This window comes from Aeribacillus sp. FSL K6-2833, assembly GCF_037965815.1.
Taxonomy (GTDB): domain Bacteria; phylum Bacillota; class Bacilli; order Bacillales; family Aeribacillaceae; genus Aeribacillus; species Aeribacillus composti.
Genome location: NZ_CP150189.1, coordinates 2,673,558 through 2,688,602 on the forward strand (window position 1 = coordinate 2,673,558; position 15,045 = coordinate 2,688,602).

The following is a 15,045-nucleotide window of genomic DNA, read 5'->3' on the forward strand; positions in this document are numbered from 1 at the left end:
ATTTATCTAGAAGATCTATAACTTACGATTTTGAAAGACTTCCATCGATTTGTCGCTTTCAGCTATATTTTCAGTAAAGCTCCCCGTTTCAATACCTCCACCGATTTCAATATGGATCGGCAATCTGATGTTGAGCCCTCTCCTTCAAAAAATTTTATGAATTGCTCACCTACATTTTAACAGAAGATTCAGAATATTAAACCGTTGTTTTGGAGTATTTTTTCCTCAATTTAAGAACTTACCCCAGATCCCCTGTCCTTATGTGAATGTAACAAAAACTGTTTAAGAGGACAAAAAATCTCTATCATATATAAAAAACACACGAAGCATCATAGGTTTATCTAGTTTAGGGAAAGAGAAAATAACTTTTTCATGAGTTGAACAACAGCGGCAAACTATTAAAAAGCTAAAAAGAGGAGTTGACTTGTAAAAATTTTGATTGCACGGCCTTATCTATGATAGGCGCGACAAAATGATAGGACGCGTTCACCTTGTTTAGCAGCACAGGCATAAGATTTGATTTACATTTCTGATGCAATTATAATGGTGGGCAAGAATGGCCGAAATACATAATAAACAGTCATTCCTCAATCCAGTCTTTAATTGCGGCCGCCTTCGTTTATTTTTGGCTTCCGCCACCTAGATGATGTTATTTATTAAAAAATCTTTAGAAAAAAAGGAGAAATGTTTATGTCAATTGCGGTTACAGGTGCTACTGGTCAACTCGGTGGGCTTGTGATTCAACATTTGCTCAAAAAAGTTCCCGCCAGTCAAATCATTGCCATCGTGCGTAATGTTGAAAAAGCCTCCACTCTTGCCGATCAAGGCGTGGAAGTTCGCCATGGCGACTATAATCAACCGGAATCTCTTCAAAAGGCTTTTGCAGGTGTCTCCAAGCTGCTCTTTATCTCAGGTCCGGATTCTGATAATACGCTTCGTATCGTTCAACATGCAAATGTCGTAAAAGCTGCCAGAGATGCTGGAGTCAAACATATTGCTTACACAGGATATGCCTTTGCTGAGGAGTCAATAATTCCCCTTGCACACGTTCATTTAGCAACGGAATATGCCATCCGTACGACCAATATCCCGTATACTTTCCTGCGTAATGCCTTATATACGGACTTTTTTGTAAATGAGGGGCTGCGCGCATCCATAGAGTCTGGAGCAATTGTTACGAATGCGGGAAGCGGGATCGTTAATTCAGTAACACGCAATGAACTTGCTTTGGCTGCCGCAACGGTTCTTACAGAGGAAGGGCATGAAAACAAAACGTATAACCTTGTTTCCAATCAACCTTGGACCTTTGATGAACTTGCCCAAATTCTCTCCGAGGTTTCCGGCAAAAAAGTCGTGCATCAGCCTGTCTCATTCGAAGAAGAGAAAAATTTCCTCGTAAACGCTGGTGTCCCTGAGCCGTTTGCTGAAATTACGGCAGCGATCTATGACGCGATTTCCAAAGGAGAAGCGTCCAAAACATCAGATGATCTGCAAAAACTGATCGGATCCTTGACCCCTCTGAAGGAAACCGTAAAACAAGCCCTGAAAATGTAAGAATTGACCAAATGACATAAAATGAAAAAACAGAACATCCAATGACTGCAAACTCGTGACTTGCTTTATCTTAGTTCGAAAATAAGCCCTGTCACGCAGACAGACATTAACAGCCTGAGACCTAAAATTACATAAGGACTCAGGCTGTTTTATTTCTTTTGATCACGTTGGCGGATTTAAAAACGAAACGAGAGTATATCATCGCGTCTGCTGATTAAAACGTATAGAGAGGAATTTTTAATGATTCCGACTAGGCTCGAGTAAAAAAGTTTTTGCATAAAACACTGTAAAACAACAATTTTATTGCTTGATTTATATTTTTTCAACAGAACCAGTTATATCAACACCGTTCACAACCGTTTCAATCATTGGAGACAGTTCATGCGCTAGCTGACGCAGTTCTTCTAATTGTTCGATCGATGCGTCAGATTTTACTTTTACCTTATAACGAATATTTGTGTAGCCAGGCCTTATTGATTTATCTAAACCAAAATACCCTCTTAAGTCAAGGTCACCTTCTGTTTCGATTATCACATCACTAAAATCAATTCCTCTTTTTGCAGCTTGGGTGACAAAACCTATTGAAAAACAAGTAGCAATCGAAGCAAGCAACAATTCGACCGGATCTGCAGCTGAATCTGTTCCACCTAAGCTTGCAGGCTCATCAGTATGCAGTACAAAATCTCGTGCTGTCGTTTTAGAAACTGCTCCTCCTTGCCATTCAGTTGTCGTTTTGAAGGTCACTTTCCCCTTTTCAGGATCATTATTTACATCTTTAATAAATTGATCAAATGCACCTATATTCACTTGAAAGCAGCTTTTTGCCATGCTTAATCTCCCCTATTCATATAATTCATATAATTTTAGTTTTATTTAGTATACCATCCTATTATTATTTGTCAAATTTATTTATGTGTAACTACCTTCAGCAAAAGTGTCTTTATCAATGATGAAGAAAATAAACTGTATTGGGCTGAAGCCTTCCAAAAATTAATCGAGCATTTTGTTGAATTCTTAAAAATGTCAGAAGCACCGGTAGATGGTGTTCTTCCAAACTGCATCATGCATATTCACCTAATTCACACGGAAAGTTTTTAGATAAACTTATATGTGATCGTACCCTGCTTCAAAAAAATTGGCTTTAAAATATTATAAATTAATGAAAAAAATTACTTTTTTCCATTTACTAACTCAAAATTCTACCTTTATAATTTAATGAATAAATTCTATTTTTCTTTCGCCGTTTCACCTGTATATGCTGTAGAACCTCTAGTGGCTGATGATTTAAAAAGCAAGTTAAGGGGAGATTGAAATTGACAAAAAGCATGACTATCAAACTCTGTACAAAAAGTTTATCGCCAGCGGGTTGCCTACCTAGTATTCTTTAGAAGAATTCTGGAATTTCTTCAATCCACTTATAAAGCCAAAGAAATTCCTCTTAGAGATTTCTTAAAACTGGACCCGAGCGTTGAAAATAGAAAGAATATTTGGAAAGTGTTTGTCATCGATGATGAAACCATACTAAATTCTATCTATTCTGATGCTGAAAAAAGAACATTTAGTGCAAATTCAAGAAAATCAGGAAGCGCCCGATGATTTAGATTTGTATCCAGAAAGTGAGCATCAAAGCATCAAAATGTGGAATGATATCCAAGAAGGAAAAAGAATTAATATCATTGTTTATAGGAAAAAATTCAAAAACACTGTGAGTTACTTTACCATACAAGGGGTATGCCGGCATTTAGTAAAAGAAACAGGTTATCCTTTTGGGTGTGGAAAACACAGACTTATACAATCCGGAATTCCAAGAATATTTAGAGTTACTTCAAGAACTAAATAAAATTTAGTAATACTGCTTCAATGGTTAGCCATTGCTAACATTTGAAGCAATTTTTTTGATGAAAATGGGCGGAAATATTTAAAGCAAAGCGTTGTCCGTGGAAGAACTCAATTATCGAACGAAAAAAGAATCTGTTTTCTATAGAAGTGTACGAACAGACAAGACATATTTTAGTACAATGATTGCGTAGTATGTAACCAAAGGAAAAGCATTTCGCACAGTTGTGATGGGCAATAAGCTAGCTAATATTGAAACAAATCCAGAACCTCCTCAAGACACCTCTGACTGAGACTGAAAATCAAAGGTGGAAACGAACTCGTAAAAGCCGTTCATGGATCTTACGAAGCCTGCGGAAAAGCGAAATGAATATTCAGTGGTGAAGAAATACTATGGATTGGTCGAAATAGTCTTCCAGAATTAAACTAAACTTGATATTCTGGACCATCGTTAATGAAGGCGGGTGTGATGTCATTTTTAAGAAATTAAGTATTTAACTATTTGCGTTGCGATCATGAATGGAATAATTCCTAAATTAAGCTTGTCAAAAGAAAACCCTTTTGCATCATGTGCAATATTTCGCACATAATACAAAAGGGTATAATTGTTAGAATATGTCATGATGAAGAAGCATTATGAAAATGGATATTGACGAGGTTGTTTTTGAACAGAAACCCATTTAACAGTTGTAAATTCATCAATAGCCCATTCGCCGCAGTAACGTCCTAAACCCGAATATTTTTCTCCGCCAAACGGAACATTCGGTTCTACATTGATCGATTGATCGTTTACGTGAATCATACCTGTTTTAATTTTTCTTGCTACATGAATGCCTCGTTCCAATGAGCCAGAGAATACAGCCCCACTTAATCCAAACGGAGTTCCATTTGCCACTTCAATAGCTTCTTCTTCACTATCAACAGGAATGATGACCGCTATTGGGGCAAACACTTCATTTTGCGCAGCTGCCATGTCATTTGTCACATCGCCTAAAATATATGGATAAATTAAGTTTCCTTCCACTTTTCCTTCATGAATTAATGTTGCACCTTCTTTAAGTGTTTGTTCTACTAACTGAATTGCTCGATCCACTTGTTTTTTATTAATAATAGGGCCAATAACTGTGCCGTCTTCGGACGGATCCCCAACTTTTATGGCCTTAGTGGCTTCTTTGAATTTTTCAACAAACGGTTCATACAATTTTCGATCGATGATAATCCGATTGATCGCAATACATATTTGACCCGAATGCATATATTTTCCAAATGCTGCTGCAGATACCGCTTGATCAACATCGGCATCGTCAAGTACGATGAAGGCGTTATTTCCACCTAATTCAAGTGCAGGTTTTTTCAGATTTTTCACAGCTAAAGCCCCGACATGCTGTCCTGCTTTTGTTGACCCTGTGAAAGAAATTACTTCAGGAATTGGATGCTCAACAAAATAATCACCAATTTCTTCAAGATCAGCCACTGTTACATTTAACACCCCTTGCGGAAGCCCGGCTTCTTCAAAAATTTTCGCAATAATGAGTCCGCCTGAAATCGGTGTTTGAGAATCTGGTTTTAGTACTACACCATTTCCTGTTGCAATAGCCGGTGCAACAACACGAATGGTTAAATAGAATGGCCAGTTCCAAGGCGTGATCGCTCCTACTACTCCAATTGGGTCACGATAAACACGGTTTTCTTTCCCTGGAATGAGAGATTCACGAATCGAGCCTTCCATTTGTAACGGATATTTTGTTGCTTCTTTCACATCCGCAATGGCACAATCCACCTCAACATTTGCTTTTAACTTTGTACTCCCGGATTCTTTCACGAGAATTTCCACAACTTCTTCTCTTTTTTCCTCGATGAGCTGTGCAACTTTTTCTAAAACACGAATACGTTCATATGCGGAAGTTTGTCCCCAGCTCTTTTGCTCTTTTTGTGCAGTTTCGTACGCTTCATTGATATCTTCTTTACTTGCATAGTTAAAGGTGACAAGCACTTCGTTATTATATGGATTTGTCACAACACATTCTCTATTGCTGGAACCATGTTTCCACACACCGCCAATAGGCATTTTATTCCATAGAGAAAATTTTTCAACCGCTTTTACTCCAGACATAGAATACTCCTCCTTATTTTTAAACATTTTAAATAGTTAGAATAGAAAGCCCAATATAACGCAATTTCTCAACAACTCCATCCCCTTCATGCATAAGACGCCAGGAGTATAATAGAATAATTGAGCGCGAACGATTAAACCAATATGACAAATCCAAAAACTTTAATATGGACTTAAACTTCTTCATCTTTCGGTTCATCAATCATGATCGTGTCAATTTTGAAAGGCTCTTCTATTTCATACGTAAGAGCATACATTCCCCTCCTAACAAAAAAATAAAATGTAAACGCTTTCCATAAATTTAATATAAATTCATGATATTTGTTTTAAAAATTTTATTATCTTATCTTTAAATTTTTGTTTTTCATTCATTTTCTTTTAGAGTCAAAGTTGAGGAATACGTGTCTCTGAAAACGATCATATGGTTAAGTCCTTGTATCTTTCTAATGCATGATTTGGATGAAGCCGTTTGGGGTTTCAAAAAAAGGGCTAACACATTTTATAATAAGGGTTGTACCGAATGGCTGAGTTGTTGTTTTATCTTTGCTTTTTTAAAGAAAGGATATTAAAAATGGAGGAAGTTTGTAAAACATGAAGAAATATATAATTGGAGAAACTTCAAGTGATGGCTTCATCATGATTTTTAGGGGCTGTCTTAGAAATTCAAATCGCCATTGAAAACAAAAAATCATAAACACCGATATATCAACGTTTCTAAAGCATTAATGGGGGCGTCAATAAGCCGTAAAAACGACTTATTAGCCCCCCCTTATCAGTGCTTTTATCAACCTCAAACCCATTTTTTTCAGTATTTATTTTGCATATCTGCTTATGCCTATAACATAGTTTCGTATGGTTAATAAACAAACTCTAAAAATGCAACATGGGAAAAGCTTCATCATTATATGATTTTTAAATCTTTCATTCTTTTTTACTGTCATTAAATGACACTTTCACCATTATACCTTTTGACATGATATTGCAACTTTTGTCAATAAAATGGACCAAACAAAGGATTTTTAAAAACAATTGGATAAATGATAGCTGATTCTTTTTCTTAATTTATCCTTCTTGATAAGGCATGCCGTCTGTTTTAAAGCGGGTATATCAATTAGAGCACTTTTCTTTTCTTTGTTCGTTTTCATATTCTTTACCTTCCATCGTTATATCATATTTTTCCGGAGAACGCGCCACTTTAATCAACGCAAATACAACAAGCAGCTCAAGTATAATTGCCGGTATTCCTCCCAGATTTGATAGCATTTTAATTCCATCAATCTTTGCAAAGCTGATCATGATCCAACCGATCGTACCGACTGAAAGCCCCCATATAACTTTGATCATCAAGCTTGGCTCAGGACTTTCTGGAGAAATTCCAGTAGAGCTAATACCGCCCATTGCCGAAATATTTGAATCAGCTGCTGTTACAAAAGAAATGAAGACAATGAATAAATAGAACGGAATAATAATGCTTGACAAAGGTACATCAGCCAAAACAGCGTATAACACTGATTCAGGACCTTTATCCGCTAAAATACTACCAAGGGTGCCTTCTGTCATCTGCTTATGAATCGATGTTCCTCCAAAAATTGTCATCCATAAGCCGCCAAATAAAGCAGGAAGAGCAAAATTCACAAGAATAAATGCTTTAACCGTATAACCGTATGAAATTCTCCCTAAAAACAGCGCTGTAATTGCAGCCCATGCAAACCAGTTTGCCCAGTAAAATACCGTCCACCATTGCGGCCAAGGATCTCCTGCTGCCGCTCCTGTAAATAAGCTTTTATCAAAAAAATTTGCTAAATACGTTCCAAAAGATTCTGTTCCTAAATTAAGAATATAAGCAGTTGGACCAGTGACAAACATAAAGAGAATAATAACAATATAAACTTTCATGTTGATATCAGATAAAATACGAATTCCTTTCATAAGTCCAGTAGATGCGGAAACAATAAATGTAATCATTACTACAAGTGAGATAACTGCCCAAAGAGATGGTGAACTTGCTATGTCAGTAAGATAATTGAGTCCCCCGGCTAAATTTAAAACACTCGTTCCCATTGCCGCTGCCATTCCAAGTGCTAATGTATACAGACATAGGGCATCAATCATATTTCCCCATCCGCCAAGCACCTTATTCCCAAACAAAGGTGTTAATGTTGAACTTAAGCTGAAAGGTTTTCTCATATTATAATACGCAAAAGCAAACATTAATGCTGGAACACAATAAATAGCATACGGTGTAAATGTCCAATGCAAATACATCGTTGACATCGCAAAAATCGCAGCTTCATCACTATTCGCTTTAATTCCGAGTGACTCAGGTGGTGACGTTATGTGATAAACAGGCTCAACAATTCCCCAGAACGTGACACCCGCAGCAATTGTTGTACATAGCGTAATCGCAATCCAGCTAGAAAGTTTCAACAATGGCTTTGCATTTTTTCCACCAATTCTCACATTTCCAAGTGGAGAAAAATAGATAGCGACCACAACAACTAACATCAACAAACCACTTAAACTAAACAACCATCCTATATTTTGAATAACCCAATTATTTGCATCTGTAGCCATCTTGATAAAAGCTTCTCTATTCGTAAAGCTCAAAATGGTAGCTGCAATTAAAAGCAAAAACGGCGGCCAAAATACAGAATGTCTTAAATTTTTCATAAAACTCCTCCTAAAATTAAATTGTAAAAACGATTCGCTACCGCATAAAAGTAAACGTTTACAATTCGAAGTGTTATTCTATGCTTGATGACTTACTTCTTTATTTGCACTTAAAATCTGTTCAGCAAATTGACGCAAATCTTTTTCTGTAGCTAAACGGCAATTATTCAACCGCATCGGTTCGTTTTCTGGTGAAAGCATTGTTTCTATAAACCTATCAACATCGCAAAGAGATAAACCTTCATCTTCGAGAGATTGTTTCAGTCCACTTATTTCCACTAATCGGCTAAACTCTTTTGCTCCTGCTAAAGCCAACTCTTTATTCGATAATCCTTGGCAGTCCACTCCAAGACAACGAGCAATTTTAGCGTGAATATCGACAGCTGATTCGACATTCCAAGAATACACCACATTAAGCGCGATTGCCACAGCACGACCGTGATGAATACGTCCAATCGTACCGAGTGCATGACCAATGCAATGGGCGATTCCTGTTCCTCCTTGCTCAATCGCCATACCAGCAAGAGTAGCAGCCAAAGCTAATTTCCCTCGAGCCTCCAGATCATCTGGAGTTTGCAACACCTTTTCAAAATTTTCTCCAATTAGTTGAATGGCTTGCAAACTAAATGCTTCAATAAAAGGATTAGAACGCTTTCCAGCACATGCTTCAATCGCATGAACAAGAGCATCTAACGTTGTAGCAGCTGTTAAAAATCTTGGCAAGGCAACTGTAAATGTCGGATCAACGATAGCTAAATCAGGGGCCATTTTTTCATCCCATCCCCATACTTTACGTTTATGCTCATCCGAGAAAACTACTGTACTTGTTACTTCCGCACCTGTACCAGATGTCGTTGGGATCATAATGGATTTTACTTGTTTTTTAGGAAACGGATTGGCCATTAATGCATAATGCATCGCCCCTTTCTCGCCGCCAGCAATAAGCGCCGCCATTTTTGCTACATCCATCGCTGATCCGCCACCAAGCCCTATAACACATTTAGCCCCAAATTGGCGTATTATATTGGCTGCTTCATCAATGGAGGCAGCTGTTGGATCACTTTGAACATCACTAAATACTTTTACAGCAATCTTTTCCCTTTCTAATGCTGAAACAACAAGGTCTGCCAATCCATTGTCGAGGATTCCCTTATCCGTGATTAGTACGGCTTTTGTATCTTGACTTATTGTTTTAACGTCTTTTCCAATTTGTAAATAACGCTCGACTCCATAAGCAATTTTCGTTTTCGGTATAAATTCAAATAGCTGATTCATTTCCCAGCCTCCTCACTTTTATTTGAAACTTGACCACTCCACAAGAGCGGCCAAGTTTATTATGGAATTCTTTCAAACGAAGTTTCTTCACGCTGTATAGGCGTGGAAGTAAATTCAATAACTGAACGTCCTACATTTATACAATTACAATCGTGAAAACTTTCGAGTGCCTCATTGATACGATCGAGTGTCATTCGTTTTAATATGAGTTCATCCAACATAAATTTTCCATCGAGATATAATTCGGAGATTCTTAAAAAATCTCGATACGGCTGAATATCTCCATAAAAGCTTCCTTTCAATATTTTCCCTGCTCTATGAAATCCTCCGGCCGGCAGATTCAAAGTCATCTCTGGATTAAATGCACCGACGACAACAATCGTTCCGCCTTTTCTTGTTCCTTTCCATGCTGTTTCAGTTGCCGATGTATGTCCTGAACAATCAATGGCATAATGAACGCCATAACCATTGGTAAACGATTTTAATGCTTCTTCCCCATTTTCTTTGCCTACATTTACCGTATGTGTGGCACCAAACTTTTTCGCAATTTCTAAGTTAGCATCTTTTACGTCGCACGCGATAATTTTTGATGCTCCAGCGATGCGAGCGCCTTGTATAGCGTTGATACCAACCCCACCTATGCCAAATACTGCTACTGTAGAACCAGGTGTAACTTTTGCCGCATTAACCGCAGCTCCATACCCAGTAGCAACCCCGCAGCCAATTAAAGAAGCTTGGGCAAATGGCATTTTGTCTGGAAGCTTGATGCATGACATTTCAGGAACGACAGCATATTCTGCAAAAGTCGATAATAAGGAGTAATGGTAAATAGGATTTCCATCTTTACTCAAACGAGACGTTCCATCCAGCAGCGTTCCGTTAAACATCGGTCCAAATGCTGATTCACATAAATGGACAGCACCTGTCACACAAAACTCGCACGTACCGCAATAAGGCATCCAACTTAATGCCACCTTATCCCCTGCTTGAACGTTCTTTACATTTGTCCCTACTTCTACTACGACACCTGCTCCTTCGTGTCCGAGAATAGCAGGAGTTGGGGTTGTATCATCATACAAGGCATTCAAGTCACTATGACAAACACCTGTTGCTTCTATTTTGACAAGTACCTCATTTGCTTTTGGGCTTGCCAAATCCACCGTTTGAATTTGCAGTGGTTTTCCTACCTCGGTCATCACCGCAGCCTTCATTTTCATTTTGTTCCCTCAATTCTTTAGATTTTCCAATGAACTGCTCCCTATTCCGCTTAAGATTCCTTAGTAAGCCATCCAAATCGCTTTCATTTTCGTATACGATTGAAGGGAGTGAATCGCATATTCTTTTCCCCAGCCGCTTTGCTTCCATCCACCAAACGGACTAGCAAAGTCATAGCAGCCATACTTATTAATAAAAACCATTCCAGCTTGAAGTTTTCGTGCCACACGGTTTGCTCGAGACACATCGTTCGTCCAAAGCCCTGCCGCCAATCCGTAAATCGTATCATTGGCAATAGCTATGGCTTCTTCTTCTGTATCGAAAGGAATAATGCAAAGAACAGGGCCAAATATTTCTTCTTGAGCAATTGTCATTTTGTTGTTAACATCAGCGAAGATTGTTGGACGAACAAAGTATCCCTTTCCATTTTCACCTGATACATCTCGTTGACCTCCGGCAACAAGACGCGCCCCTTCTTTTTTCCCGATCTCGATATATTTTAAAATGGATTCCATATGAGATTTTGAAATTTGTGCCCCCTGGTCACTTTCAGGATCAAATGGATCGCCACATTTATAGCTGTTAGCATACTCAGCAATTTTTTCGACCACTTGCTCATAAATTGTTCGTTCCACTAATAAGCGCGTCGGCGCAGAACATTTTTCGCCTTTATGCGTAAACAACGCATAAAATGAACGTTCGATCGCTCCATCCAAATCAGGAGCATCACTGAAAATGATGTTCGGTGATTTACCGCCGAGTTCAAGTGTCACGAGTTTTAAATTTGAATCGGCTGAATCATGAACAAGCTGTTTTCCAACTACTGTACTCCCTGTAAACGATACTTTATCCACATCCATGTGACGGCTAATATACGAACCAATTGAACCTTTTCCCAAAATTAAATTGATAACACCTTTTGGTAAAAGCTCTGCTTCATCAATAAGTTCAAACAAGCGAACCGCAGAAAATGAAGTTTGGCTTGAAGGCTTTAACACAACCGTATTTCCCATTGCTAGTGCAGGTGCAAGCTTCCAAGCAGCCATATCTATCGGAAAGTTAAATGGCACAATTTGCCCGCATACTCCTACAGGATCACGCGTCGTAAAGCTTAAAAAGTTTCCTTCAACAGGGTTGTTTTCCCCGTAATATTTGTCAGTCCAGCCGGCATAATATTCGAAAATATCCGATGCCTCCTGCACATCATCTTTATAGGCCTCGGTATACAGTTTTCCATTATCCAACGCTTCTAATGTCGCAAGCTCTGCTTGATGCTCTTTGATTAAAGAACTAATTTGCCGCAGTATTTTCGCACGCTCTTTGCGCGAAAGCTCCTGCCATGTTCCATGGTCAAACGCATGACGGGCCGCTGCAACTGCCTTATCGACATCTTCTTTTTCAGCGCTTTGGAACTTTCCAAGAATTTCTCCGTTTGCAGGATTGATAGATTCAATAACCTCACCTTTTGCGCTATTGACCCACTCGCCGTTGATATATAATTTTTTTGTTTCTTTGAGCCATTCTTTTGCCCAATCCAGCTTTGGCTGTTCTATCCCTTCAAATATTTTTGTCATCGTCATTCCCTCCACATTGCAAAAGTTTTATCAATTCTTCCCTGCTTTTTTCTTTCAACCATCTAGAAACTGTTGAATAGCCAAATTTCTCTTTAAGCTCGACAATAGCAGGAATAAGACTATTTGCTAACTGCTTACATCTTTGCTCATTTACTTCAATCCCTAACAAGCAATTTTCGATAAAAGAAGCAAGGGCACGTTCAAGCATCTTCATTGCATCTAAAATATTGATACATGCTATACCTTCAAAAACATTTAAATCTAGTTCACCGTGTTCTAAAGTCGCTTGCACCACACGGTCACAACCGAGTACTTGAAAACAACACTGAATTAATGTTTCAGGGACAATAGGATTAATCTTTCCCGGGAAAAAGGAGGAGCCCGCTTGCACAGCCGGTAAAACAATTTCTCCAAATCCCCCCTCAGGTCCTGATGAACGAAGGCGCAAATCTTTGGCTAGCTTTATCAAACACGATGCGAGTAAGTGTAATTCTTTCGAAACAGCTGCGAGATCATCAATATGTTGAGCAGCATCAAATAAATTTTCTCGATGCCGCAGAGGAAGGTTTGACACTTCACAAAGCTTTTGAACGACAACCTCCCTATAATGCTGAGGAGCCCCAACTCCTGAGCCAATTACCGTCCCGCCTAAATTAATTTGGTGGAGGTAATCAACCGAAACGCTAAGCAAATGAAGTCGCCGCTTAAGCATAGCTGCATAGCTGCGAAACGACTCCCCAATCCTCACTTTCATAGCATCTTGTAAGCATGTTCTTGACATCGTTTCGACATGATCAAACTTTTCTGATAATTCATTCATCACTTGAATACACATTTCTAGTTGTAGTCTCAAAGATTGGAAACTTAATATAACGGCAATTCTATTGGCGGTATGACATACATCGGAAGTAGATTGAGAGAGATTGACATGCTCATTTTGATGAACAGGATGGTACGTTCCTCTCTCTCCACCTAGTTTTTCATTGGCGAGATTGGCGATTACCTCATTTATATTCATGTTTGTGCCGATGCCTCCGCCGCCATGAAGCACATCAATAACAAACGATTCATGATAACGATTATCTAAAATTTCATCACATGCCCATACAATTGCTTCTTTTATTTGAATAGGTAATAAACCAGCCTCGAAATTGGCCAATGCTGCTGCTTTTTTCACATAAGCCAGCGCATGAATATACCGAGGATATTGAAATAGTTTTTTTTCGGAAAATGAAAGGTTCCGTACCGTTCGTGCTGTATAAATACCGTAGAGAGCATCGATAGGAATTTCCATTTTGCCGATAAAGTCTTCTTCGATCCTTCCTGTTTTCAATTTCTCTCGCTCCAGTCGGGAAAACTTAATATTTCAAATACACTGTTTTCAACTGCATAAACTCTTCAAAACCATGTTTTCCGTCATCTCCGCCAATCCCTGATTGCTTCCAACCCGCATGAAATCCTTGATAAGCTTCTCCTTGCTGGCGATTTACGTAAACTTCGCCGCACTCAAGCTTCGTTGTCAATTCCATCACGTATTTGTAATTGTTTGTATATACATTCGATGTAAGTCCATATTTTGAATCATTCGCCATTTCGATCGCTTCTTCCAGCGTGTCGAACGTGATAATCGGAAGTACTGGTCCAAAAATTTCCTCATGAACAATTTTCATCGATTGGGTACAGTGATCTAATAATGTTGGGGGATAAAAACTTTCTCCTAATTCTTTTAATGGCTCTCCCCCGCATAAAACTTCTGCTCCTTCCTGCACGGCTTCTTGTACCATCGAATGAACTCGTTGCACATCTTGAGGACTGATTAAGCAGCCCATTTCCACATCAGGATTTTTTAAACCGTCTCCTATACTCACTTCCTGAAATCTTTTTAACAACCTCTTCGTAAATTCTTCTTTAATGCTGTGATGTACATAAACTCTCTCCGTGTTATTGCACACCTGTCCGGAGTTCGAAAGCCTTCCACCTTTGATCGCTTCAACAGCTAAATCAAGATCGGCATCTTCCATTACGATAGCAGGAGCTTTTCCCCCGAGTTCCAAGGATACTCTCACCATATTTCGAGCGCATTTTTCCATAATTCTTTTTCCTACTTTTGTACTTCCGGTAAATGTCACCATGTTAATTTGATTCGAAGAAGTTAATGTTTCTCCAACGACTTCATCCAAACCAGTAACAATATTGATGACCCCTTTTGGCAATCCAGATTGATCGATACATTTCGCCAATTCTAAGGCTGACATAGGAGATTTAACGCTTGGTTTGATTACGACTGTATTTCCACATACCAGTGCCGGTACAATTTTACGAATGAGTACGTAAATCGGGAAATTCCATGGCACAATCGCTACGACTACACCGAGCGGCTCACGATATGTTAAAATTTTTTCATTTGAATTGTCGCTATCAACAATTTCTCCTTCAATTCTGCGTGCCCACTGTGTTTGATACTCTCCTAATTCCGCTGCATAATATACTTCAGACTTAGCTTGAGATAACGGCTTTCCCATTTCTAACGTAATCGCTTGTGCAATATCATGAAGATGTTCTTCGTTTTTCATTAACGTAAGAAAATTCAGTAAGTACTCTGCCCTTTGATAAGAAGGAATCGTTCTCCACTGTCTGTAGGCTTTATTTGCATTCTCGATAGCTTCTTCTGTATCTTCTTTTGAACAAGCAGGCACTTGACCAACCAATTTCCCTGTTGCTGGATAAAAAACGTCAATCCATGTATGATTGGAGCTATTTCTGAATTGACCATTGATATATGCTTTATACTGTTTCAAGCGAACATTC

The 15,045-nt window shown here is 38.7% G+C and carries 10 protein-coding genes; 2 read left to right on the plus strand and 8 right to left on the minus strand.

What is annotated here, in order from left to right; all coding sequences use genetic code 11:
• Window positions 1-690 precede the first annotated feature (690 nt).
• The gene (locus NSQ94_RS12985; RefSeq protein WP_063386414.1) at window positions 691-1,554 is read left to right on the plus strand and encodes an SDR family oxidoreductase; all 864 of its coding nucleotides are present in this window, start codon (window positions 691-693) and stop codon (window positions 1,552-1,554) included.
• A gap of 312 nt (window positions 1,555-1,866) precedes the next feature.
• Here NSQ94_RS12985 and NSQ94_RS12990 read toward each other — a convergent pair whose 3' ends face one another.
• Entirely contained in the window at window positions 1,867-2,382 is a 516-nt protein-coding gene (locus NSQ94_RS12990; protein ID WP_063386415.1) for an OsmC family protein, read from the minus strand.
• A 733-nt stretch (window positions 2,383-3,115) separates the two neighbouring features.
• Here NSQ94_RS12990 and NSQ94_RS12995 point away from each other — a divergent pair.
• Entirely contained in the window at window positions 3,116-3,394 is a 279-nt protein-coding gene (locus NSQ94_RS12995; RefSeq protein ID WP_144597530.1) for a hypothetical protein, read from the plus strand.
• Between the two features lie 630 nt (window positions 3,395-4,024).
• Here NSQ94_RS12995 and NSQ94_RS13000 read toward each other — a convergent pair.
• The 7 genes from NSQ94_RS13000 to aldA form a co-directional block, all read right to left on the minus strand.
• Window positions 4,025-5,503, minus strand: coding sequence for an aldehyde dehydrogenase family protein (locus NSQ94_RS13000; RefSeq protein ID WP_063386417.1), 1,479 nt, complete (start codon window positions 5,501-5,503; stop codon window positions 4,025-4,027).
• A 1,107-nt stretch (window positions 5,504-6,610) separates the two neighbouring features.
• Window positions 6,611-8,173 carry a BCCT family transporter gene (locus tag NSQ94_RS13005; RefSeq protein ID WP_339229298.1) on the minus strand — a complete coding sequence of 521 codons (1,563 nt, stop codon included), beginning with the start codon at window positions 8,171-8,173 and terminating at the stop codon, window positions 6,611-6,613.
• A gap of 78 nt (window positions 8,174-8,251) precedes the next feature.
• Window positions 8,252-9,448, minus strand: coding sequence for an iron-containing alcohol dehydrogenase (locus tag NSQ94_RS13010; RefSeq protein ID WP_066249942.1), 1,197 nt, complete (start codon window positions 9,446-9,448; stop codon window positions 8,252-8,254).
• A 59-nt stretch (window positions 9,449-9,507) separates the two neighbouring features.
• Window positions 9,508-10,665, minus strand: a complete 1,158-nt coding sequence (locus NSQ94_RS13015; RefSeq protein ID WP_066249939.1) for a Zn-dependent alcohol dehydrogenase — start codon at window positions 10,663-10,665, stop codon at window positions 9,508-9,510.
• Window positions 10,666-10,725: 60 nt separating this feature from the next.
• The gene (locus NSQ94_RS13020; RefSeq protein WP_082829540.1) at window positions 10,726-12,237 is read right to left on the minus strand and encodes an aldehyde dehydrogenase family protein; all 1,512 of its coding nucleotides are present in this window, start codon (window positions 12,235-12,237) and stop codon (window positions 10,726-10,728) included.
• The gene (locus tag NSQ94_RS13025) at window positions 12,221-13,570 is read right to left on the minus strand and encodes a lyase family protein (RefSeq protein ID WP_066249935.1); all 1,350 of its coding nucleotides are present in this window, start codon (window positions 13,568-13,570) and stop codon (window positions 12,221-12,223) included. Before NSQ94_RS13025 ends, NSQ94_RS13020 begins: the two co-directional genes overlap by 17 nt.
• A gap of 25 nt (window positions 13,571-13,595) precedes the next feature.
• Window positions 13,596-15,035: an aldehyde dehydrogenase gene (gene aldA, locus NSQ94_RS13030; protein ID WP_339229301.1), complete on the minus strand. Its 1,440-nt coding sequence runs from the start codon at window positions 15,033-15,035 to the stop codon at window positions 13,596-13,598.
• Window positions 15,036-15,045: the final 10 nt, after the last annotated feature.